Origin of the sequence: Serratia sp. BNK-17, assembly GCF_048684935.1 — a bacterium.
Classification (GTDB): Bacteria; Pseudomonadota; Gammaproteobacteria; order Enterobacterales; family Enterobacteriaceae; genus Serratia; species Serratia nematodiphila.
In genome coordinates, this window is record NZ_JBLQTR010000001.1 from 1,881,908 (window position 1) to 1,903,647 (window position 21,740).

The window sequence follows — 21,740 nt, forward strand, 5'->3', positions numbered from 1 at the left end:
GGCGCCCGCTACGGCGCAGCGCGCAGGGCGGCGACGATCGCCGCCAGTGCGGCGCGTTGCTCGTCTGCCAGCGCGGGCTGCGCCTGCGCGGCATTTTCCGCCAGCAGGGTCTGCAGGCCGATCAGCCAGTCATAGATATAAAATGCGGTATTTTTGGTTGGCGTCGGTGCCAGCCGGGTGAGCCGCTGCTGGCCGCTCCAGTCCACCGCCGGCTGCGGCGGCGGGGTAAAGATCGGTTGGCCGGGATTGACGCGGCTCTCGGGGCGCGTTGCCGCATCGCGCCGCTGGAAGCCGAGCCAGGCGACGAAGTCGCCCAACAGCGCTAACGCCTGGCTGATCTGCCGATCTTCCCCCTGTTCCGGCAGGCCGCCGGCGCACAGCGCGCGCTCCAGCTCATCATCGAGCCGCTGGCGGCAGGCGGCGCCGATCAACGCATCAACCAGCAGTTCGAGATGCGGTTTGTCGACGCCGAGCAGATCCAGCAACCGGCGGCTGTCCGGCAGGCTGCGCAGATGGTTGATCCAATCCGCGAATATCCGCGTGGCAAAGGGTGACGTGGGGGGCTCGCCGGGCGCCGGGGTTTCCGGTGCGCCGAACAGATCGATGTCGAGCCCGAACGGCGCAGGCGTCGCCGGGGTCGGCGCGGCGTGCTGCTGTTGCTGGTAAAGTTGGCGCAGCGTATCGCGCTGGGGCAACAATCGTTCCAGCAGTTCGCCGTGGCGGCCGGCCTGCGCCTGCAGCGCGCGCAGCAGCTGTTGGGCGCGTTGCTGGGTCGCGTGCGGATCGGCGGCGGTGAGCCAGTTGCCGAGCAGGCTTTCCGTCAGCTCGCGCTGCAACTCTTCGCGCAGCTCGAGCAGGCGCGCTTGCTTGTGGGCCGGGCGCGCCTGTGCGGCCAGGTAGTTCACCATGCGGCGGCAATCCTGCTCATCCAGCGCCAGCAGTGTGGCCCAGCTGTCACCGGGTTCGCCGACCTGGCGCTGAACGGCGTCGTCAGGGCGCGGTTTGCCTTCCTGGCGTGGGTCGAACGGCGTGATCGCCCAGATTAAACCGGGTTTGCGGCGCTGGCGCAGCGCCGGGGTTTCCCCCTGGGTGTGGTCGACCCAACCGGCGAGCGCCTGGCCGATGCGCGCGGCGTCCTGCGGCGTGGCGGCGGCATCGGCTACCAGCAGCAGGTTGGCGTGCAGGCCGTCCGCGCAGCGGGCCAGCAAATGGGCGCGTTTCGCCTGTTGCAGCCGCTGCGTCGGTTCCGCCTGCGGGCGGGCGCAGCTGCCGGGCAGGTCGATCAGCGCCACGTCGGCGGGCAGGCCCGCCTGCGCCGTCTGCGGCAGAACGGTGGTGACTTCGGCGGTCAACCAGACCAGATCGCTCAGCGCGATCTCCCGTTCACCGTCGTGTTCGGCCATCACGACGATTGCCGTGTTTTCCGGTGCGGCGCTCGCGGTCAGCAGCGTCAAGGCGCGGCGCGGGGCATGAACCTGCCGGCTGTCACCGAGGGCATGCAGCGTGTGTGCCAGCTGGCGATAATGCGTCGTCAGCGTCGGTTCCTCTCCCCACAGCGGCGCAAACAGGCGCGCGCGATCGTCGATGCTAAGCTGCGGCGCCAGCGCCACGGCCTGCGGCCAGAAATGCCTGTCCAGCGTCTGTTGCCCCTTGTCGCCGTGGCGGCGTTGGCTATCCCACAGCGCCAGCACATCGCCGTCGCTGAGGCCGTCGGGGGCGATGGCTTGGCGGTGGCGCGCCAACGTTTGCAGATGGCCGGCGATCGCGCGGGCGTCCCAGTCCAGCCGGAAGCCGCCCATCGCGGCGGCATCGAGCGTGATGGCCAGCCACTGCGCTTCATTGAGCAGGGCGAGGGCGATCGGATACTCGGCGGGCCCCGCCTCGGCCGCCGTGCAGTAGCGCACCGCGAGCGAAAGGTCCGCGTTGAAGTGCTTTGCGCCAGGCGCCAGCGCCGCCAGCAGATGGGCCTTGGCGGCGGCGTTGTGGCCATACAAACCGATGGCGACCTGCGCAGGGCATGTGTTTTCCAACCGTGCGGCGCGGTTATGGCAACGGCGCAGGCGCAGCGTCAGGCGATCGGCCTCCCGCTCCAGGCGAGGGGATTGGCGGCGCGCGGCGTCCACCCAGTCGATCGCCTGCAATATGCCGGCGCTGAGCGCGTTATTCGGGGCCGCTGGGGCGAAGGTTTGTGTGTTCATCGTGGGTAAATGCTCCCGCTGTCTATCCAGTAGTGGGTCGCACCGGAGGCGCTGGCAGCCAGGGTATTGAGTTTCAGTTGCAGGTGGTGCGCCGGGACGGGGCTGCCGTCGGCCAGCAGCGCCTGCGCGATCTTGACGCTCTCGGCGCCCTGCTCGGCGCTGGCGGTGATGGCCAGCCGCAGGCTGATCACCGCGTCGCCGGCCAGCTTGCGCGCCAACTGGGCGTCATTGATGGTCAGCGTATAGAGCGGCGAGGCCGGCCAGCGTTCGTTGTCCAATTGGCGGAACCCCAGACGCAGCGGGCCGCGCAGCTGGAAGCTGCCGGCGGGATCGAGCGCGAAATCGGCGCGATCCAGATCGATGTCGCGGTAATAGACGTTATCGTCCGCCAGCATGTTGTTGCCGTCCAGCATGCCCAGATAGCGAATGGTGGAGTAGGGCTGGAAATCGCCGACGTTGAAGTAAAAGCTCTCCAGCCGCAGATCGATCGCCAGCAGGCACAGCATGGCGCCCACCGCTGCGGTGGATTTCGGGTTGTCGATGCGGCCGCGTTTGTTGAACGGGTACCAGCTGCGGGTGTGATACCCCTCGAGCGGCAGAATGCGGCTGGCGGGCAGCGGCTGCAGATGGCGCAGCAGCGCCTGCACGCCGGGGAAGCGCGCCGGGCGGCCGGTCAGCAGCAGTACGTCGCAGGTATACAGCGCCACCACTTCGGCCAGCAGGCGCAGGCAGCGGCCTATGCCGATGCGATCGGACAAGAAGGCGGCGTGCAGATCGGCCAGGCGGATCACCAGCGGGGTGTGCAGGATATCGAAGGCGTTGCTGTCGGCTTCGCGCTGCACTTCGCCGTTGATAAACGCCAGCACCTGCGGCGTCGGCGGCTGCGGCAGCAGATCGCCCAGGCTGGCGGCGATTTCCGCCCGGTTGTCCAGCGGGTCGTATTTTTCATAGGCGCCGAGCAGCGCGCGTCCGGCGGGCATGAAGATCTGCAGCGCGGCCTGCTGACGCAGGGTGGAAAGCCCGTCCATACGCCCTTCGTTGCCGAACAGCCTGTCCATCAGCGCCGGGGCGGCGTTCACGCCGGCGGCTTCGAATGCCTGCTGCACGGCGGGCAGGATAAACTGCTGGATGGCGTCCAGCAGGATATCGTCGCCGGCGACTTTAAAGCCCTCGCGGAACAGCAGGCGCGGGTTGATTTTGATGTTGTTGCCCACGCCGTCGTCGAGCGAATAGTGCGTGATCGCCAGATCCGTGGTGCCCCCGCCGATGTCGATGGAGGCGATGCGCAGCGTTTTTCCCACCTGCTCACCCGGCGCCAGCGACCGGTCGGGCCGGGCCATGGCGGCGAAAAAGGCGTCGGTGCGGCCGGCGAAGTTCACCTGGGTTTCGTTGTACAGATAGACCATCTGGCCGCAGGTGGCTTCGTCCCACTCGATCTGCACCTGCGGCGCCGGGAAGCGGGCGTGCGCGCCGTCGAACGGCGCATCCTGCGGGTGCCAGCCGAGGGCTTTCCACACCAGCCCGATCGCTTCCTGCATGCGGCGGCGGAAAATCTCGCGCTCCGGCTTCGGCATCGCCGAAGGCAGCGTCAGGATGATGGCGCGTAAACGGCGCGGGGCGGCGGCGTTCGGCATGCGGCTGCGCTGGGCGATGCTGTTGATCTGCATCAGCGCCTGCGCCAACAGCTCGCTCAGCATCAGGCTCATCACCGCGCTGCGGCTGTAATGGGCGGCGAACACCGGCAGCCGTTCGGCCGTCGGCAGGGTGGACAGCGGCACGCCTTCGTCGTTGATCAGGGTGGTCAACGGCGCGGCGGCGGCCATCGGCTCGTGCCGCTCGTTGAAGCGCCAGCCGGGCGCATAGCGCTCTTCGTCCCACAGATAGCGGCGCGGGCTGGAGATGCCGGTGGTGCCTTCATGCCCTTCGCGTCGCTGCGCCAATTGCGCGGCTTCACGGCCGACGCGGGTGATGGACGGCCACTGGAAGGCATCGTCGCGTCCGCTCTGGAAGGACAGATGCGGCTTGCCGAACGCGGCCCGAGAAAACTCCACCCGGCTCTCGAACAGTTCGTTGTAGACGTGATGCGGTTCGGACAGCGAACGCAGCTGCAGCTCGTAGGTTTGCTTCAGGCCGTTGCTCTCTTCCGGGTGGTCTTCGACCAGCACGCCACAGGTGTGCGAGTTACCGACGTCCAGCACCAGATCGACGTCGATCGCCGGTTGCTGCAGCGTTGCAGCCGCCATTTTTATCTGCGGCACCGCCAACTGATGGCCGAGCATGTGCAGCAGGTTGAGGTAGTGCGCCTGATACTCGAAGGTTTTCAGCCCGGCGTTGATCTCCACTTCGGCGCGCTGTTCCCGCTCGGCGGCGCGCTGGCTGAACGCCTCGCGCAGCCAGCCGTCCACCCAGGTCAGATCGAGGAACTCGCCCAGCTCGTGGTTGCGGTGCGCCAGCGCGAAGCTCAGATCGGCGCCGAGATCGCTTTCGCCCGGCGCCAGCGCCTCCTGGCCGGGCGCGGCGGCGCGAGTGTCGAAGGCCAGCACCACGCGCAGCAGGTTGCCGTCCTGATCCGGTTCATCCAGCTGCACCACCTGCAGGCGCGCCCAGTTGTCCGGGCCCGACAAAAACAGGCCCGCCGGGGTGTGGCGCAAGAAGGGCAGCGGCAGCCAGAGCTTATCCAGCAGGCGCAGCGACTGCTGCAGCGGATAGCTGAACTCCGGCCGCACCACTTCGGCGGCCTGGTCGCCCACGGCCGGCAACTGGTATTTGCCGCTCTCGGCCTCCCATTGCAGGCGCAGCAGCGGGCCGCTGGCGGTCTTGCGCACGAATTTGCCGGGAAACTCGGCGTCCAGCAGCGGGGTCAGGGCAAAGTCCAGAAACTGAATGCCGCTGTCCTGGATCAGCGTAATGCCGTGTTTGTAGTCCGTAAGGGGTGCCAGCATCATTTACTCTCGCGCTTGAACGTCATGGGATAGGTGGTGTCCGCATCGTAGCGGCCGGTGCACTCTGCCGCGCCGGTTTCGCCCTGGCGGCAGACGATCTCCGGGATCTGGTAGCGGCTGCCGTCGCTGCAGCGCGCCTTGGTGCGGCTGTTGATCACCAGATTGCCGGACTGCATCAGCCCGGCTTCGACCGCCACCCGGCAGCTGACGCCGTCGCCGTAGGCGATGACAGCGCTGCCCTTGCCTGCGTTCAGGCGGTATTGCAGACCGGGGCGCTTGCCGGTAATCGGATCTTTCAGCGCCACCGTGGCGCGCCATTTGCCGTTAAGGAAACGGGTGGAGCCGGCCTTCACCGCCTCGGGCGGCAGCACCAGCGCATTTTTGTCCGCCGGCTGCGGGATGACCGGGGCTGGGGGCGGCGGCATCAGCGTGGCGTGCGCCAGCGGCAAGCGCAGCTTGGGCAACGGCGCGGCGGTTTTTTCCGGCGGCGCCGGATGGCGCACCTCAGCCGGCATCGCCGGTTGCGGCGACGGTGAGCGGTGCAGCCAGGCGGCCAGCGCCGCGCTGCCTAGCAGCAGTACCGGCAACAGCCACAGCGCGTGGCGCCGATGTGGGCGAACAACGGCGGGGGATTCGACGGGCGCCGCCGGGGCGGGCGCCGGTTCGGGCTCGGCGGCCGGGGCCGGCTTTACCGGTTCGACAACGGCCGGTTTACGCGGAGCGGCGGCGATCGGCGCCGGTTTTTCCACTTCGACTTTCATCTCTGCTTCGATCGGGCGCAGGCAGGCCAACGGATCGTTCGGGCTCTGCGCCTGCGGCTTGATAAAGCCCCAGAAGGTCAGCACCGGTCGATCGTCCACCAGGTAAACGTGGTTGGGGTCGGGTATGTGCATCGCTTTGGCCAGCAGCGCGCCGAACAGGCGATGGCTGGGGTGATCGGTCGCCAGGGCCTGTTCCGTCAGGCTGCGGAAGGTCGTCAGGCAGTGTTCCAGGTGCCGTACCGCCTGCGCGCGCTGGGCATCGCTCGCCGCCAGCCAGGAGGTGACTTTGCCGGGGAAGGGCGCATACCAGTCGATGCGGGTGCCGCTTTCGTTCGGCTGGGGGATCGCCAGACAGTCGGCGGCCTGCTGCTGTCGGCGAAGGCGCAGGGTTTCCCGCAGCTGCTGCGCGCAGGCGTAGACCGGTTGCCCGTTCTCGCCTAAAGCCAGCACGTCATCCAAACTGCCACTGCGTAAGAAGGGTTTCACCACGGCGCCGCACCTTGTCCTGTTCTACAAAAACGCATAAAAGTCCATGATACCCCGCAGGCAGGGCCGCCAAACGGCCAAGGACAGCCCGAAAAACGCCCTTCTTTGGCGTTAGCGGCGCGCTTTGCTAACCGGCACAGTGAAAATTTCACTATCTGGACCTGTCTGTGAACCGCTTTATCTGAAAAATAGAACGCAGCCCCGGCAAACGACGCCGGGCAACGATGTTCTCTTTCACTATGACATCGCCTCGCGGGTTGCCGATTTCGGTATGCCTCAGGCGTGCGGAGCGTTCACATGACGGACAGTCAGTCTGCAAAAACTCTCGTTGTTACCCCTGCACATCCCGCCGCCGGGCATTCGGCCCAGGGCTGGATGAACGGTTTTCTTGGTATGATGATCTTCAGCGGCTCGTTGCCCGCGACCCGGGTGGCGGTGCTGGAGCTCGATCCGCTGTTTCTGACGGCGGTCAGGGCGGCGATCGCCGCTTTGCTGGCCCTGTGTGCGCTGCTGATCACCCGGCAGGCGCGGCCGACGCGGGCGGATTTGCCGCCGCTGCTGTTTGTGGCGCTTGGCGTAGTCATCGGTTTTCCGCTGCTGACGGCGCTGGCGCTGCAGCACACCACGTCGGCGCATTCGCTGGTGTATATCGGCCTGCTGCCGCTGGCGACCGCCGGTTTTGGCGTTTTGCGCGGCGGAGAGCGGCCCAAGCCCGCTTTTTGGGCTTTTTCAGGCGTCGGCGCCGTGCTGGTGGGCGCTTTCGCGTTGAGCCAGGGGAGCGGCGGCGCCTGGCAAGGGGATGCGCTGATGGTCGGGGCGGTGTTGCTGTGCGGCCTGGGTTATGCCGAAGGGGCGGTGCTGTCGCGCCGGATCGGCGGCTGGCAGGCGATCTCCTGGGCGCTGGTGGTCGCCTTGCCGTTGACGCTGGCGGCCACCTGGCTGGCGGCACCGGCCGCCTGGCCCGTGGTCAGCGGCGCTGCCTGGCTGTCGCTGGTTTACGTCTCGGTGTTCAGCATGTGGATTGGGTTTATTTTCTGGTATCGCGGCCTGGCGCAGGGCGGCATCGCCGCCGTCGGGCAGTTGCAGCTGCTGCAGCCGTTCTTCGGCCTGGCGCTGGCGGGCTGGCTGCTGCATGAGACCGTCCAGCCGATGATGATCGCCGTGATGGCCGGCGTGGTGGTTTGCGTGTTCGGCGCCAAACGTTTTTCCCGCTAGGCGCCGCTGCCGGCGCAGGCCAGGATCACCCGTCCGAGCCGTTCCACCGCCTGTTGCACCTGGCGGTCGGCGTAACCGCCCAACCCCAGCACCAGGCCCGGCTCACCGTGGCCGGGCGCATACATCGGCGACACCGCCCGCAGCGCCAACCCGGCTTCGTTGGCCTGCAGGGCGACCCGCACGTCGTCGAGATCTTTTCTCAACCACAGCACCATGTGCATGCCCTGATCGCAGGGCTGCACCACCGCCAGCTCGGCCGGGATGTACGCGTTGATCGCCTCGATCAGCACCCGACGCTTCTCGGCGTAGACGCCGCGCATTTTGCGGATATGCCGGTCGAGATACCCTTCGGCGATAAAGGCGGCCAGCACGTATTGATCCGCGCTGGGTGGATGGCGATCCATCAGGATCCTGGCGCCGCAAAAGGCGTCGACCAGCGGCGGCGGCACGATGGCGTAACCCAACCGCAGCGAAGGGAACAGCACCTTGCTGAAGGTGCCGAGATAGAGCGTCCGCTCGGGCGCCAGCCCCTGCAGCGAAGGGAACGGGTGGCCGGCGTAGCGCATCTCGCTGTCGTAATCGTCTTCCACGATCCAGGCCTGCCGCTCTCTGGCCCAGGCCAGCAGGGCGCTTCTTTTCGCCATGCTCATCGGCATGCCCAGCGGATACTGATGCGACGGCGTGACAAAGGCGGCGCGGGCATTGGCGGCCAGACGCACGCCGGCGGCGACGTCGATGCCGTCGTCGGCGACGGGCACCCTAATCATGCGCCGATCGCGGAACAGGCTATCGAAAATGGCGGTAATGCCGGCGTAGGCAGGATCTTCGACCCAGGCGCTGTCGCCGGCGTCCAACAGGATCTGCGCGGCCAGATACAGTCCCTGTTGGGTGCCGGAGGTAATGAGGATTTGCTGCGGCGTGCAGTTTACCGAACGGGAACGGCGCACATAGTCGCAGATGGCTTCGCGCAGCGGCAGTGCGCCCAGCGGATCGCCGTAGCCCGACGGCGCGCCGGGGCCGCGGGCGCGGATGCGGTTGCCGAGCCGCCGCCAGATATCGTCGGGCGCGGTATCGCCGATTGGCACTGACACAGTGAACGGCACCGGCGGCAGCGCCCGCGCCTGCGTGGCAAAGCGCGCCAGATGCTGCGCCTGTGAAGAAAGCGGAACCGCTACCGCCGAACTCGCCTGCGCCGTGGCGTGCGGCGTGCGGCGCGGCGCCTGATAGTGGGCGACCCGAGTGCCGGAGCCGGGCTGCGGTTCGAGAAAGCCTTCCGCCGTCAGCTGAGCAAAGGCTTCCAACACCGTGCCGCGCGCCAGAGCCAGCGCCGCCGACAGCCGGCGCGTCGAGGGCAGCAGATCGCCCGCTTTCAGATCGCCCCGGTGAATGGCCCGGCGCAGGGCCTGCGCCAGCTGGTGGCTCAGCTGCCCCGCCTGGCGGTCAATCTCGCCGAGGGCGGGGACGTCAACGACTTGGGCTGTTCGGGGCATGGATTCCGGCTCGCTTTGCAGTGTGAAAATGAGTATTCAGAGTAAACCACTCTTTCGGCACTCGCGAGTCCGTTGTCAGTCAACTCAGCCCGCGCTGATTCAGCAGCACCTTATTCAGCTCGCTGTTTTTTCGCACGTTCAGCTTGCGCATCGCCGAGCGTTTATGGGCGCTGATGGTTTTCTGGCTGCGCTGCAGCAGGCCGGCGATGCTGCAGGCGGACATGCCGCTGCTCATCAACCCCAACACTTTTTTTTCGCAGTGGCTGAGCGCGGCGATGCGGCAGGCCTGGCATTTCCACATGCCGGCGGCGTGCAGCGCCATCCACGGATGCTGGATAAATTTCTCCAGCGCCATCTGCAGCTTGAGGCGGATGGCGTAGGCCGAATCGCGCCGATGGATGCTGAACAGCGGCGGCAGGTTTTTCACCTGTTGCTGAGTCGTGTCGTCGAGGATCAGCAGAGTCAGCTGCCGCTGGCGCGGGATGCCGTAGGGGCTCTGGTAACAGCAGGCGCAGCCCCAGCGCTCTTCCGGCGTGCGGAGCACGATTTCGATGTTATCCAACGCCTGCAGTGCCAGCGGCGAGAACTGCGGGTACCGGCGCTGGCATTCGTTCAGGGAGTGCAGATAATCCTGCAGCAGCAGACGCAGCCCCTGCTGGTAGAAGTTATCGCTGTCGAACAGCGTGAAGCGAATATCTGGCATGGGTGCCTCCTTAAAAGGCCGCGCCGGAGCGAACGGTGACGGCCCATTGCCGGCGATTGCGCGCCGGGCGTTTTCCTGATTTCCCTGGGGCGGTGCGGGGCTTATTGGTACGCCAGCACAAAATTGGCGACGGACGTGAATTCGCCTTCGGTAATGCTTTGGTTTTGAATCGCGCTCGGCCGCCCTTGTACGTAGGCGGTGAAGTTCAGGTTGTTGGGGCCGTTTTGCAGCGCGACGGCGCTGGTGGCCTTATTCAGAGAGATGTCCGCACCCTGATGATCGAACAGGGCGATGGCGGCGCCGTTCGCGCCGTTGTTGATCGCCAGCTTGCCCGGCAGCTCTCCGTCTTCGGCGCCGCTGAAGGTCACGCTGACGGATTTGAACACCGTGGTCTTGCAGTCGGTCAGCTTGATGCTGAACGGCACCGGCGTGGTATGTCCGTAGCGGTACAGGGTTTTGACGATCACCGTGCCCATCTCCACCAGCTGATCGGCGGACTGCGGTTCGATATTGCACGGGCGGCTCACCACGGTGCCGTGGAACTGCACCGGCGCGCCGATAAGCTCGGTGTTCGCCGCCGCCGGCATGGCGGCAAACCACCAGGGCGCGCAGCTCAGCAGCGCTAAAGCGCGTAGACGCATTTTCCGTTCCTCCCTCGGTTACTGGAATGCCGCCACGATGGTGGCCGATGCGTTGAATTCCCCTTCGCCGATCTCTGCGCCGCCGTTGGCGAACGGCGCCGCCACCAGGTTCCAGGAGCCGCCGTTGCCGATGTTCGGCACCGGGTAAAACTCATTCGGGATAACCAGCTGGCCGTTATGCGTCAGCCGGATGCCGAGATCGTTCTTGTCGGTTTTGAATACCTCGTTGCTGAAGGAGGCCGCCGTGCCCGACACCGCCAGCTTGATATTCAGCGTGCCGTCCTCGAAGCTGCCGCCCTCGCACTGGAAGCGCACCGGAATGCTTTGCGGGTAGTTCGAGCCGTTGAGATCGCTGCCGCCGATCTCGCCGAACTCCACGTTGATCAACTGGCCTTCGTTCACCACGCATTTATCGGGCACGTAGAGGATTGCGGACTGGATAAACACCTGCGCCATCGGGTTGGGGCCGAAACCGCCGTCGGTCGAGCCGAGGCGGCCGTACATCTCGATGATCTGCCGATCGTTAATCTCAACGCCGTTAATGATTTTTTTGCGCACCCGGAAGGTGATCTTGCCTTTGGAGCCGCTGCCGTAGTTGTTGACCTGCAAGTACGGCGGCTGGCAGCGGTGTTGGCTCAGCAAATTCGATTCGTTGTAAAAAGGCACGGTGACGTAGGCGTTCTTGTTGCCGGCAATCCACACCTCGGCTTTTAAATCCAAAAAGTCATTCAGCTTTAAATAGCCGTTGCCGTAGTCGGAGGGGGGCAACGCCGAATCCGACTTGTAAAAGTGCGGGCTGGTGGGGATAGGGGTATCGCAATACACCTTGCCGGTATAGGTGCCGCCCAGATCATAGGGAAACAGTTTGGTGAACCCCACCTGGTTGGTGATGTTGCTTTCATTCAGATCGATATAGAACTGTTTCGGCCCGCCGTCCGGCGTGACATAGCCGTTGGCCCAGGCGGCGGGGGCCGCCAGCGCAATCGCCAGCGGCAGGCAGAGTTTGGTCAGTTGAGTTTTCATTGCGTTCTCGAGCCTCACAGGTAAATCACCTGAATGTGCGCCACGGCGGCGAACCCGGCCGCCATCACCGCCCGCTGGGTGGATTCCACGCTGGCGCTGAACCACAGGGTGTTGCTGCCGGGCTGCAGAATGTAGGGGCGGCTGCGCTGATTCAGCTCCAGCGCCTGGCCCTGCTGGTCTTGCAGCCGCAGGCCGATGCCCTGTACGCCGCCGTTCAGCTTCAGCAGCGACGGGTTGTCGACGTCGCTTTCGCCGAGAAACACCAGCGTGGCGGCCTGCTCACCCTGCAGGTAGAGGCGGCCGGCATCGCCGTTGCGCGGGCCGGCCGGGTTATCCGCCAGCGCGCGCGCGCCCAGCAGGCAATTGCGGAACGAGAGACGAAAACGCACCGGCGCGCTGCGATCGCCGGCGTTGCGGAAGTCGCGTGCGCTGACGTCGCCCAGATCGACGGACTGATCCCGGCTGTCCGGCGTCAGGCTGCAGGGAGAGCTGAGCAGACCGCCGTGAAAGCTGACGGTGCCGGTGGTGCCTTCGATCACGCCCAGCGGCGTTGCCGCCAGCGCGCCGCCGCCGCACAGCAGTGCGCCGAGCAGCAGAGGGCGCAGTCGATCGGTGAATTCAGCCATGCTGGACCTCCTTATTTTTTCTCGGGCACGGCGGTGCAAACGCCGCCATTGCAGACGAAGCGAAGCTCCGGATGGCCGCCGTAGTCGTTGATGTAGGTGATGACGAAGCTGTTCATGCCGGTGTCGTGCAGCTTGAGGCTTTCGCTGGATTTCGGCTTCAGCATCAGCGGCTGAAAACCGCCGATCGCGCCGCCGCCCTGTTTTTGCGTCTGCCGCGTCATGCCGGTCAGGGTGATATAAAACGGCGTCGGGTTGTCGACGGTGATGGCGCCGCCGCTTTTACGGAACACCAGCTTTTCCTGCCACACTTCACCCTTGGGCGCGACAATCGCCTTCGGCCGGTAAAACAGCTTGATCTGCGTCTGCAGCGCCAGCTGCATCACGTTGGTTTTGGTGCTTTTCGGCGGGATCTCGCGCAGGTTGAAGTAGAACACCGACTCGCGATCCTGCGGCAGGCGATCCGCTTCCGGCGTCTTGGTGATGCGCACCACGCTGCGCTCGCTCGGCTCCACGCGCTGCAACGGCGGCAGCACCACCAGCGGCGAGGTGATCTTCTGATGCTGCTCGTTCTCCAGCCAGGACTGCGCCAGGAAAGGCAGCTCTTTGTTTTCGTTGACGATATTCAGGCTGATCGATTTGGCGTCGCTCACATAAACGGCGCGCGTGCGATCCAGCGATATCGCCGCGTCGGCGGTGGGCAGTACGGCGCTCAGGGCCAGGCCGGCGGCGGTCAGTAGCGTTATCGGGTGTTTGTTCATGTCATTATTTCTCAGCGTTACGGATTACAGGGTGGCGCACGGCAGCAGCAGCTGGTCCAGCGGCTTGGCGGCGCCCGGGATCACGATGCGGCAGCGGCGTTGGCCTTCCCAGGCGACATCCAGTTTTTCCTCCGGCTGTACGCCGGTCAGATAGACCGAGCCGCCGTCGTTGACCACCGCGACCTCGCGGCCTTTCTCGCTCAGCACCGCGGCGCCGAACGGCGGTTCGCTGCCGTCCGCGAGGCGAATGGTGGCCAGCAGCTTGCTGCCTTTCACCACCTCGAAGTGGCGGTAGCCGATGGCGCCTTCGGTCAGCGTGCCTTGCACCACGGCGCGAGTGGCCTCGACGTCGTCCGCCAGCTTGTTGACGTCAATACGGGTGTCGGTGTTGTAGTAGCTGGTGATGTCGGAAATCACCGCCAGCCCGAAACGGTTGCTGTAGGCGCGGCCGTTATTGATCGGCACGCCGGCGATGCCGTCGGTGTCGAGCATCATGCGGCTGCCGCCGTTGCTCGAGTTCTGATGCGCCGCGATACCGTGCCGGGTCGCGGTGAGACCGCCGCGGAACGAGCCGCCGATCGACGAGTAGCTGTCCTGCTGGTAAGAGGCGCTGGCGTTCAGCGAGCCGAACGAGGCGTTGTGGGTGTAGTACCCGCGCGCCAGCGATTTGCCGGACTGGTTAAAGCCGCCGCTGACCTGCCAGGTATTGTCCGGATCGCTGTAGTCGTTGTACGACGCGGTCTGCGTGACGTCGCCGTTGTTGGTTTGCAGCGCATAGCCGACGCGCCGACGATCGCCGATCGGTACGGTGAAGTTGAGCATCACGCTGTCGTCGGTGCGGCCCTGGTAATAGGTGCGGTAAGCCGACAGCGAGGCGGTGATGTTGCTGATATCGCCGATGCTGAACAACTTGCTGGTCGACAGCCCGTAACGATCCTGGGTTCGCGCGTCCCAATAGGTCTGGTGCGAGTAAGTCAGATAGGTGGTGATCGCCCTGGCGCTGTCTTCCGCCATAAAGGTTTTACTGGCGGTGATGGTATACAGCTCTTTCTGACGGCCGTTGTAATTCTTGTCGTAATCGCCGTAGCGCTCCTGCAGATACTGCGACATGTTCATGAATTTGCGTTGCGAGAAGCGGTAGCCGGCGAAGGTGATCTGGCTGTTCAGCTCGTCGAAGCGTTTGGCGTAGTTGAGCTTGAACGACATGCCGCTGGCGGTCGGCTCGCCGGGCAGGCGAGCGATCGACTGGGTGACGTCCAGCGACATGGCGCCGAACACGTTCAGATCGCGGCCGAGGCCGAGCGCCCAGGCGTTATAGTCGCCGCCGAGCAGCGCGCCACCATACAGCGACCAGGCGTTGCTCAGCCCCCAGGAGAAGTCGCTGGCGGAAAACAGCGGCCCCTGGGTGCGGTGGTCGTAGGCCGAGGTTTTGCCGAGCGCCACGTTGTAGCGCACGTAGCCCGGGCGGGTCAGGTACGGAATGGTGGCGGTATCCACCTGGAAGGTCGAAACGGTGCCGTCCTGCTCTTCCACCTTGACGTCCAGCTTGCCGCGCACCGAGCTGTTGAGATCCTGGATGGCGAACGGCCCGGCGGGCACGGTGGTTTCGTACAGCGTGCGGCCTTCCTGCGAGACGGTGATCTTGGCGTTGCTCTTGGCGATGCCGCGCACTTCCGGCGCGTAGCCCTGCAGGTTAGGCGGCAGCATGCGCTCGTCGCTGGCCAGGTTGAGGCCGGTGAAGCGATAGGCGTCGAACACCCCGGAGTCGAGATAGATCTCGCCCAGCGTCAGCTTGGCGGCCTGCATCGGCAGCGCGCGGTAGGCGTAGATCTGGTTCCAGTCGAAGCCGGTGCTGCGATCGCCGGCCTGCTGATTGTAATTGGCCTGGTAGTCCGCGCGCAGGCGCCAGGGGCCCAGGTTGGCGCCCAGCGTGCCGTAGCTGCTCAGGTTCTGGGCGGTGTTGTTGTTGTGGCTCTGTTTGCCTAACTGGCCGCTCAGGTTGTAGTCCAGCAGCAGGCCGGGAATGCCGTCGTCCCACTGCTCGGGCGGCGTCCAGTCGGGATCGGAGTATTTCATCCACGCCTGCGGGATGGTGATCGCCAGCACGCCGCCGCCGATGCGATCGGATATGGTCGCGCCTTTGATGCCGCGAATGTCGGCGCACTGGTTGTCGTGCCACAGGGTGATTTTTTTGGCCGCTTCTTCTTTTAACGCCATTTTTTCCACCAGGTCAGGCGGCAGGCACACCTGGCTGCCGCTCTTGTTATCCGGCGACGGGAAATACTGAATGCTGCGCTGGGGCAGCGTTTTCTGGTTGATCTTGATGTCCAGCAAATAAGCGCCGGGCATGACGTAGTCGGCATCGGAGAAACGCGAAAGATCCACTTTGCTGCGCTCGCCGATATCCAGGACGTCGGTATTGAATTCCGTGGCGGAAAATGCCGGACGCACCCAGAGGAAAGACAGAATGACGAGGAGAGGTAGGTGTTTCCGTGTCAGTAATGACGTCATAGCATAATCACTCATGGCAAGTCCGCGCCCAATAGCAGGTCATCCGTACGACCTGAATACGTAATGCTGTGCAGCGCCCGCCGGCGCTAGAGATAAGACAGGGTGAATTTGGCCAGAGAGCTGAAGCCGCCCGCCCGCGCCTTGTCGGGATGCAGGCGCAACTGCGCGCCAAAGCGCAGCGTGTTGTCGCCGGCGACGATCTGGTAATCCGCCGTCGTGCTGCCGAGCGGGATCGGCGTGCCGGCATCGTTCAACAGCTCGATAGCCACGCCCTGCGCCTCGCCGTAAACGCCGAGCAGGGAAGGATCCCCGCTGTCGGCGGTGCCGTCGAACGTGACGTTGGCCGCGCGATAGATGAAGTCAGGCTTCACCTGGCTGGCCAGCTCGCAGTTCACCAGTTTGATCGTGAAATGGCGGCGGCTGCCGATCAGCACCGACTGCCCATCCTGCGAGGCGTCGGTCATGGAAATCAGACCAAAATCGACGGTTTGATCCAGGCTGTCGCTGGCGATGCCGCACGGCGTTTCAACGATGGTGCCGCCCAGGCTGACTTTGCCGTGGCCCTGATTTTTCGCTGCCGCCGCCGCGCTGCCGACGCTTAGCGCGATGAGCAACAGGCCGCAAAGGCGGATAGTCATGCTGGCGTCTCCCTGTCTTTCCCTGTTCCCTTGCCGGTATCCTCGGCATGCAATAAAGCGGGGGATGCCCTGAGACATCCCCTGTGGGGTATTACAGGTAAGCCAGGGTGAAGTTCGCCACGCTGGTGAAGTCGCCCGGCACCACGGCGCTTGAGGCGCTGCTGCCCTGCAGATAAGCGGCGAATTTCAGCGAGTTGTCGCCATCGTTCAGGCCCTGACCGTCGGTCGCGGTGCCCAGTTCCACCTCTTTGGAGTGCAGGTTGTCGTAGATCACGATGCCGGCGCCGGTTGCCGTGCCGCTCAGGGCCAGCAGTTTGTTGTTAACCGGATCAGGCGTGCCGGTAAAGGTCACTTTGACGTTTTTCATGGTGGAGATGGAGCAATCTTTCAGTTCGATGTTGAAAGGCTGCATGCTGGATTTACCCTGGTTGGCCAGGATGCGGCTGCTGATCTGGCCCATCGGCACGGTTTGGTCAACGGATTCCGGCGCGACGCTGCATGGCGCATCGATAATTTCGCCGGTAAAGGTGACTTTACCGCTGCCCTGATTAGATGCGGCATGAGCAACAGATGCGGAAGCGAAAGCAATCATGGTTGCCAGCATTAATTTATTCAGTTTCATTTCTCAGGTTCCTGTAGAGAGTTTTTAAATAAAAAGAACAGCACATCTAAATCCCCCGCGGCGGTGGCAACGCCATGTCGCCGCCCGTGCGGTTGGAGCCAGATCCTTTTGCTCTGGGCAATACGCCGATATCCGTTATTTATGAGAAATAACGAGATTTGGAAAATCGATAATGGATTTTCTGGTAAATAAAATACGTTTTTTACGTGTGGCGTGTTGCTGGGAATATTCTTGCAAATAATAGTATTGCTTGGAAATAGATTTTATTAAATTAAGTCAAATTCAGAATATAAAACCAAAAGGAAAAAGAAATATATTTGCTTTAAAATCAATAGATCGTATACAAATATTATCCAGTATAAATCACTATATAAATAACGATATGCGAGATATTAGATCGGGGGAAATAGGGTGACACCTACAATTCACAATATTGTTTTGCTAATATCGCTCTGAGGCAGCAGATGATGCATTTCCCTTTAGAAACAAAATATAAAACATAATTTATTGTTTTTATTGTTATTTCATGGTTGTTTGTTCATGAGGGAATGGGGTTTCTTATTCGCGTTTAGCCAGCGTTTAGACCTAATTGGTTAACAATTAAATAACAATTGCACCGGTAGTGAATTATTCTATCGCATTGCGTGATAGGGATTTTTTGCTACCTAACCCATTTTGATTAATCAAATTAAGGCATGTGCTGCTGCCGTTCGCCACATAATGATGACCTAAGTGACAATTAAAGGATTATAAACGGAATGATAACGATGATTAATGCTTGCGGCGGGCGCCGTTGGGTGGGGTTGACCCTATTTCTGCTGTCTCTTATGGCGCTTTCTGGCTGTGCGGGCGGGAGCAAGACAAAACTGAATTCCGTGAAAAAAATCTCACAGAATAATCCTAATGATAAATCCGATGAGCAACGCATCGCGCTTTGTCAGCAGCGGGTTAATTCATTAAAGAATATTAATCCGCAAAGTTACCAAAAACGCATCGCCTATTTTAATGGCCTGCTTTCCAACGCTTCGGGATATGCCGGGGTGCGCGGCAACGTGGATGAGAGTACCCGTAAAGCGATTGATGCTCTTTATCAATATAAAACCGAGAAATTCTGCGCTGACGTCGAGCATGAGCTGATGTCCGATCTGTCCAGCCGGGTTGAGAATCTGTAGCCATGAAGCGATGCGCGCAAGGATGGGCGATGGGGCTTTTGCTGTTGGCGGCGAGCGGGGCCGCTTGCGCCGCCGATGACGGCATTCCCGCGCTGTTGAAGTTTGCCGAACAGCGGCAGGCGCCACCGGCCGCGCCCAGGGAAGACACCGCGCGTAAATCGGCGTCAGCACCAGCTGCCAAACCGGCCGCAGACAGCGCTCGTTTAACGTCGTTGCAGCACTCTTTGCAACAGCAGGCGGAGAAAATCCGTCAGCTGGAGCGGCAGTTGGCGGCGGCTCAGGCCGCGGCGGCGCCGAAATGGGAACCGGCCGTTGTCGATATTCGGCCGCTGGCCGATGCTTTGAAGGGATTGCGGCAGGCCGTTGCGCCGGTGCCTGAAGTGAGCGTGCTGGCCGCTTCGTTAACGCGGGCCGAACAGCGCAGCGCAAGTTTGGCGGCGCAGCTGGCGCAGCAGCAGCGGCGGGTGGAGACCTTGCTGGCCGAACGGCAGCAGGCGGCCGAGCCGCCTGCGCTGGCCAGCGAGGCGGACAAGCAGGCGTATGCCGCCGGCGTATCGCTCGGACGCGACATTCTGCATCTGCAGCAGGAGAACCGGCGCGCGGGGCTGGAAGCGGATACCCAGCTGTTGCTGGCGGGCATCGCCGATACCCTGGCCGGGCGGTTGCGGCTCGATGAAGCCGCCATCGACGGCGCGCTGCACACGGCGCAGCAGCGGTTGCAGCAGGCGCAACAGACGCAGGCGCCGCCTCGGGATGACAACGCCTACCTGGCCAATTTCGTTCGTCAGGAGGGGGTCAAGCAGGATGCGCTCGGTTTCTATTACCGGGTGGACTATGTCGGCAGCGGGGCGATCGGCGCCGACGATCGGGTGGATATCGTGGTGCGCGAAAGCCTGACCGACGGCCGGGTAGTCAAAGACATGGAGCTGGCGGGGACGGTGATCTCGCAGCCGTTGACGCGCTACCCGCCGCTGTTTCGCGCGGCTATCGAGAAGCTGCAGCAACACGGTGCGATCACGCTGGTGGTGCCGCCGGCGCTGGCGTACGGCAAACAGGGCAACCCGCCGGCGATCCCCCCGAATGCCACCATGATTTACACCCTGCGCATCGCTGACGTGCAGCCGTGAGCGGGGTGCTCAGCAGTAACCACTCAGGAGGAATGCTATGGCCAAGGCGCCGAAAACGTTTGAAAGCAGAAAATCGCTGATGCTGAATGTGTTGCAAGGATTGTGCAGGGAGCGTGTGGAAGGATCTGGGGGCCATCATCCCCCGCCGGAGCAGTGGCCGAAGACGCGCGAGCTGGCGGATAAATGCGGCGAAAATATTTATACCACCCGCACCCTGCTGCTGGCGCTGGAAAAGGAGGGTAAGGTTCACTGCACCCACCGCAGCATCAACAATTCTCTCCGCTGGTACAGCTGCGACGAACAGGCAGCGATAAAAAAAGAGTGATTCGACCCTGGCGGTCGCTTTTGACTATTCCTACAGCTAATCATTAATTAAATTTATCATTTGGCGGGGCGTTTCGCTCCGTCAATCCTTCCCCTTCGTTCGCTGCCATCCGCACAGCCATTGCTAAGATGTTTTTGGCGGCCATATACTTATCGCTCAGACGGGAACAGGTATAGGGAGCCGGCATCGTAATGAAGGAAAAGAAAGACATACTGAGATTGGATGATATTCATTATCAAATAGACAGCCAGGTGATCCTGGATTCCGTCTCTTTCACGCTGGGTGAAGGCGAGTTCAAACTGATCACCGGACCTTCCGGCTGCGGGAAAAGCACCCTGCTGAAAATCATCTCTTCCTTAATGGATCCGACCAGCGGAAAGCTCTATTTCGACGGCCAGGCGATCGACGAGATGTCGCCGGAGGCGTATCGCAAGCAGGTCTCTTACTGCTTCCAGACGCCGTCACTGTTCGGCAGTACGGTTTACGACAATCTGGCGCTGCCCTACCAGATCCGCCAGGAACCGCCGGCCGAGCGAAAAATGAAGGCCGATCTGGCGCGTTTCGGGCTGCCGGAGGCGATGCTGACCAAAAGCATCAATGAACTGTCCGGCGGGGAGAAGCAGCGGGTGTCCCTGATCCGCAACCTGCAGTTTATGCCTCGGGTGCTGTTGCTCGATGAGATCACCAGCGCGCTGGACGAGGAAAACAAACGCAACGTCAATGAGATAGTGCATCAGCTGGTGGCGGAACACCGGCTGGCGGTGCTGTGGGTGACGCACGATACCGAAGAGATAGCGCATGCGGACGAAGTGATCACCCTGCGCGCGCGCGGCGCCGAGCAACAGGAGCAACAGCATGAATCAGCATAACATCACCAACGAATCCTTGGGCTTGTCGATGGTGCTGGTGGTGGTCGCCATCCTGATCAGCCACCGGGAAAAGCTGGCGCTGGAAAAGGACATTATCTGGAGCATCTGCCGCGCGGTGGTGCAGCTGATCATCGTCGGCTACGTGCTGAAGTATATTTTCGACCTGGATAACGCCGTTCTCACCGTGTTGATGGTGCTGTTCATCTGCTTTAACGCGGCTTACAACGCCAAGAAACGCAGCAAGTACGTCGAACACGCGTTCGTGACGTCGTTTATCGCCATCACCACCGGTGCGGTGCTGACGCTGGCGGTGCTGGTATTGACCGGCTCCATTGAATTTACGCCGATGCAGGTGATCCCCATCTCCGGGATGATCGCCGGCAACGCCATGGTGGCGGTGGGGTTGTGCTACACCAACCTCGGCCAGCGTTTCAAAAGCGAGCAGCAGAAGATTCAGGAGATGCTCAGCCTGGGGGCGACGCCCAAGTTCGCCTCGGCGGCGCTGATCCGCGACAGCATCCGCGCTTCGCTGATCCCGACCGTGGACTCGGCGAAAACCGTCGGGCTGGTCAGCCTGCCGGGCATGATGTCCGGGCTGATCTTTGCCGGCATCGACCCGGTGAAAGCGATCAAATACCAGATTATGGTGACCTTTATGCTGCTTTCCACCGCCAGCCTGTCGACCATCATCGCCTGCTATCTGGCTTACCGTAAGTTTTACAATGCGCGCCACCAGTTGGTGGTCGGCAACCTGAAGTAACGCCATGAAAAACGGCCTCCGCGGAGGCCGTTTTTTTACCCTTGCAGCAGGGCGATGCTCTGGCGGATTTCCCGTTCGATATCCGCCTCGCTCCAGCCGTCCAACTGCGAAGAGAAGGGCTCGAAGGCATAGACGCCGGTGTAGCCCAGGCGTTCCAGGTTCTGTACCTGGCGGCGGCTTTCCAGCCGATCGCCCGCGCTCAGCATGATGCGCTCTTCATCGCTCAGCGCGCCTTTATCCCGCCCATCCTCCACGCCGGACAGATGCACCAGGCCGATCTGCGCCACCTGGATCTGCGCGTCGAAGTCGGCTTGCGCCACACCGCTCAAATAGTGGTGGAAAGTATCGAGCACGATGCGGTATGGCGCGCCCGAATCGCGGATGATCGCCTGGGTCAGCAGCGACGATCGCAACGAGCTGATGCCGAAGCCCAGCGGCTCGACGTATCCCTGCACGCCGTAGCGGGCAAACAGCGGCGCCAGCAGACGCAACGCGGCGAGGGTATCGTCCCGTTTTTGCTGCTCGCTGCGCGTGTCGTCGGCGCTGCAGTGCGGGCACAGCACCAGCGCCCGGCTGTGGATGGCCTGCGCCTGCGCCAGCAACGCTTCGGCGCGCTGCTGCAGCGCCGCCGGGTCATCCACCCGATTGAACATGCCGAGGGCGTTGATCGTGACGATTTCAATGCCGTATTGCGCGGCGAGCGCGTTGAGCTGCGCGTCGCTCAGATCGTCGGTCACCTTGCCGCTGGGCATGTCGTTGCGCAGCTCAACTTTGCTGAGCCCGCAGCGTTTCACCAGGCGGAAAAAATTGTCCAGATCGAGATTCGGCGCGATCTTGCGGTTAATGCAGAAGCGGTCCAGCGCAATGTTCATG

At 62.9% G+C, this 21,740-nt stretch carries 19 protein-coding genes; 6 read left to right on the forward strand and 13 right to left on the reverse strand.

Annotated elements, in window-relative coordinates:
- Positions 1-8: 8 nt before the first annotated feature.
- The 3 genes from ACMGF7_RS08970 to ACMGF7_RS08980 are packed head-to-tail and all read right to left on the reverse strand — an operon-like array spanning position 9 to position 6,390.
- Positions 9-2,198, reverse strand: coding sequence for a virulence factor SrfC family protein (locus ACMGF7_RS08970; protein ID WP_197763985.1), 2,190 nt, complete (start codon positions 2,196-2,198; stop codon positions 9-11).
- Positions 2,195-5,140 carry a virulence factor SrfB gene (locus ACMGF7_RS08975; protein ID WP_274852016.1) on the reverse strand — a complete coding sequence of 982 codons (2,946 nt, stop codon included), beginning with the start codon at positions 5,138-5,140 and terminating at the stop codon, positions 2,195-2,197. The genes ACMGF7_RS08970 and ACMGF7_RS08975 overlap by 4 nt, the downstream gene beginning before the upstream one ends.
- Entirely contained in the window at positions 5,140-6,390 is a 1,251-nt protein-coding gene (locus ACMGF7_RS08980) for an SrfA family protein (protein ID WP_197763987.1), read from the reverse strand. The genes ACMGF7_RS08975 and ACMGF7_RS08980 overlap by 1 nt, the downstream gene beginning before the upstream one ends.
- Before the next feature lie 294 nt (positions 6,391-6,684).
- Between ACMGF7_RS08980 and ACMGF7_RS08985 the strand changes: the two genes are divergently transcribed.
- Positions 6,685-7,602, forward strand: a complete 918-nt coding sequence (locus tag ACMGF7_RS08985) for a DMT family transporter (RefSeq protein WP_015379350.1) — start codon at positions 6,685-6,687, stop codon at positions 7,600-7,602.
- Here the strand turns inward: ACMGF7_RS08985 and ACMGF7_RS08990 are convergent.
- The 9 genes from ACMGF7_RS08990 to ACMGF7_RS09030 form a co-directional block, all read right to left on the reverse strand.
- Complete coding sequence (locus ACMGF7_RS08990) at positions 7,599-9,092, reverse strand: PLP-dependent aminotransferase family protein (RefSeq protein WP_164095740.1); 1,494 nt, start codon at positions 9,090-9,092, stop codon at positions 7,599-7,601. The genes ACMGF7_RS08985 and ACMGF7_RS08990 overlap by 4 nt on opposite strands.
- Before the next feature lie 79 nt (positions 9,093-9,171).
- Entirely contained in the window at positions 9,172-9,795 is a 624-nt protein-coding gene (locus tag ACMGF7_RS08995) for a helix-turn-helix transcriptional regulator (protein WP_015379348.1), read from the reverse strand.
- Positions 9,796-9,896: 101 nt separating this feature from the next.
- Complete coding sequence (locus ACMGF7_RS09000; protein WP_015379347.1) at positions 9,897-10,436, reverse strand: fimbrial protein; 540 nt, start codon at positions 10,434-10,436, stop codon at positions 9,897-9,899.
- Between the two features lie 18 nt (positions 10,437-10,454).
- On the reverse strand, positions 10,455-11,459 hold the full coding sequence (locus ACMGF7_RS09005) for a fimbrial protein (protein WP_004930911.1): 1,005 nt from the start codon (positions 11,457-11,459) through the stop codon (positions 10,455-10,457).
- Positions 11,460-11,473: 14 nt separating this feature from the next.
- Positions 11,474-12,085, reverse strand: a complete 612-nt coding sequence (locus ACMGF7_RS09010) for a fimbrial protein (protein WP_004930909.1) — start codon at positions 12,083-12,085, stop codon at positions 11,474-11,476.
- Between the two features lie 11 nt (positions 12,086-12,096).
- Positions 12,097-12,843: a molecular chaperone gene (locus tag ACMGF7_RS09015; protein ID WP_021505171.1), complete on the reverse strand. Its 747-nt coding sequence runs from the start codon at positions 12,841-12,843 to the stop codon at positions 12,097-12,099.
- 24 nt (positions 12,844-12,867) lie between these two features.
- On the reverse strand, positions 12,868-15,354 hold the full coding sequence (locus ACMGF7_RS09020; protein ID WP_049186521.1) for a fimbria/pilus outer membrane usher protein: 2,487 nt from the start codon (positions 15,352-15,354) through the stop codon (positions 12,868-12,870).
- An 86-nt stretch (positions 15,355-15,440) separates the two neighbouring features.
- Positions 15,441-15,992, reverse strand: a complete 552-nt coding sequence (locus ACMGF7_RS09025) for a fimbrial protein (RefSeq protein ID WP_015379343.1) — start codon at positions 15,990-15,992, stop codon at positions 15,441-15,443.
- Between the two features lie 91 nt (positions 15,993-16,083).
- Positions 16,084-16,614, reverse strand: a complete 531-nt coding sequence (locus ACMGF7_RS09030; protein WP_004930897.1) for a fimbrial protein — start codon at positions 16,612-16,614, stop codon at positions 16,084-16,086.
- 758 nt (positions 16,615-17,372) lie between these two features.
- On the opposite strand from ACMGF7_RS09030, the gene ACMGF7_RS09035 reads away from it, so the two are divergent.
- The 5 genes from ACMGF7_RS09035 (at position 17,373) to fetB (ending at position 20,867) form a co-directional block, all read left to right on the forward strand.
- Complete coding sequence (locus ACMGF7_RS09035; RefSeq protein WP_015379341.1) at positions 17,373-17,786, forward strand: hypothetical protein; 414 nt, start codon at positions 17,373-17,375, stop codon at positions 17,784-17,786.
- 29 nt (positions 17,787-17,815) lie between these two features.
- Positions 17,816-18,913: an FKBP-type peptidyl-prolyl cis-trans isomerase N-terminal domain-containing protein gene (locus ACMGF7_RS09040; RefSeq protein WP_164095739.1), complete on the forward strand. Its 1,098-nt coding sequence runs from the start codon at positions 17,816-17,818 to the stop codon at positions 18,911-18,913.
- 37 nt (positions 18,914-18,950) lie between these two features.
- The gene (locus ACMGF7_RS09045; RefSeq protein ID WP_004930885.1) at positions 18,951-19,238 is read left to right on the forward strand and encodes a FaeA/PapI family transcriptional regulator; all 288 of its coding nucleotides are present in this window, start codon (positions 18,951-18,953) and stop codon (positions 19,236-19,238) included.
- Positions 19,239-19,429: 191 nt separating this feature from the next.
- The gene (gene fetA, locus ACMGF7_RS09050) at positions 19,430-20,107 is read left to right on the forward strand and encodes an iron efflux ABC transporter ATP-binding subunit FetA (RefSeq protein WP_075684682.1); all 678 of its coding nucleotides are present in this window, start codon (positions 19,430-19,432) and stop codon (positions 20,105-20,107) included.
- Positions 20,094-20,867: an iron efflux ABC transporter permease subunit FetB gene (fetB, locus tag ACMGF7_RS09055; protein ID WP_004930878.1), complete on the forward strand. Its 774-nt coding sequence runs from the start codon at positions 20,094-20,096 to the stop codon at positions 20,865-20,867. Before fetA ends, fetB begins: the two co-directional genes overlap by 14 nt.
- Positions 20,868-20,902: 35 nt before the next feature.
- Here fetB and ACMGF7_RS09060 read toward each other — a convergent pair whose 3' ends face one another.
- Entirely contained in the window at positions 20,903-21,739 is an 837-nt protein-coding gene (locus ACMGF7_RS09060) for a TIM barrel protein (protein ID WP_004930876.1), read from the reverse strand.
- Position 21,740: the final 1 nt, after the last annotated feature.

What these genes read in the sequence shown, in the direction of transcription:
- ACMGF7_RS08970 (WP_197763985.1), bottom strand. Translation starts at nt 2,198, where the DNA reads ATGAACACACAAACCTTCGCCCCAGCGGCCCCGAATAACGCGCTCAGC.
- ACMGF7_RS08975 (WP_274852016.1), bottom strand. Translation starts at nt 5,140, where the DNA reads ATGCTGGCACCCCTTACGGACTACAAACACGGCATTACGCTGATCCAG.
- ACMGF7_RS08985 (WP_015379350.1), top strand. Translation starts at nt 6,685, where the DNA reads ATGACGGACAGTCAGTCTGCAAAAACTCTCGTTGTTACCCCTGCACAT.
- ACMGF7_RS08990 (WP_164095740.1), bottom strand. Translation starts at nt 9,092, where the DNA reads ATGCCCCGAACAGCCCAAGTCGTTGACGTCCCCGCCCTCGGCGAGATT.
- ACMGF7_RS08995 (WP_015379348.1), bottom strand. Translation starts at nt 9,795, where the DNA reads ATGCCAGATATTCGCTTCACGCTGTTCGACAGCGATAACTTCTACCAG.
- ACMGF7_RS09000 (WP_015379347.1), bottom strand. Translation starts at nt 10,436, where the DNA reads ATGCGTCTACGCGCTTTAGCGCTGCTGAGCTGCGCGCCCTGGTGGTTT.
- ACMGF7_RS09005 (WP_004930911.1), bottom strand. Translation starts at nt 11,459, where the DNA reads ATGAAAACTCAACTGACCAAACTCTGCCTGCCGCTGGCGATTGCGCTG.
- ACMGF7_RS09010 (WP_004930909.1), bottom strand. Translation starts at nt 12,085, where the DNA reads ATGGCTGAATTCACCGATCGACTGCGCCCTCTGCTGCTCGGCGCACTG.
- ACMGF7_RS09015 (WP_021505171.1), bottom strand. Translation starts at nt 12,843, where the DNA reads ATGAACAAACACCCGATAACGCTACTGACCGCCGCCGGCCTGGCCCTG.
- ACMGF7_RS09020 (WP_049186521.1), bottom strand. Translation starts at nt 15,354, where the DNA reads ATGACGTCATTACTGACACGGAAACACCTACCTCTCCTCGTCATTCTG.
- ACMGF7_RS09025 (WP_015379343.1), bottom strand. Translation starts at nt 15,992, where the DNA reads ATGACTATCCGCCTTTGCGGCCTGTTGCTCATCGCGCTAAGCGTCGGC.
- ACMGF7_RS09030 (WP_004930897.1), bottom strand. Translation starts at nt 16,614, where the DNA reads ATGAAACTGAATAAATTAATGCTGGCAACCATGATTGCTTTCGCTTCC.
- ACMGF7_RS09035 (WP_015379341.1), top strand. Translation starts at nt 17,373, where the DNA reads ATGATAACGATGATTAATGCTTGCGGCGGGCGCCGTTGGGTGGGGTTG.
- ACMGF7_RS09040 (WP_164095739.1), top strand. Translation starts at nt 17,816, where the DNA reads ATGGGGCTTTTGCTGTTGGCGGCGAGCGGGGCCGCTTGCGCCGCCGAT.
- ACMGF7_RS09045 (WP_004930885.1), top strand. Translation starts at nt 18,951, where the DNA reads ATGGCCAAGGCGCCGAAAACGTTTGAAAGCAGAAAATCGCTGATGCTG.
- fetA (WP_075684682.1), top strand. Translation starts at nt 19,430, where the DNA reads ATGAAGGAAAAGAAAGACATACTGAGATTGGATGATATTCATTATCAA.
- fetB (WP_004930878.1), top strand. Translation starts at nt 20,094, where the DNA reads ATGAATCAGCATAACATCACCAACGAATCCTTGGGCTTGTCGATGGTG.
- ACMGF7_RS09060 (WP_004930876.1), bottom strand. Translation starts at nt 21,739, where the DNA reads ATGAACATTGCGCTGGACCGCTTCTGCATTAACCGCAAGATCGCGCCG.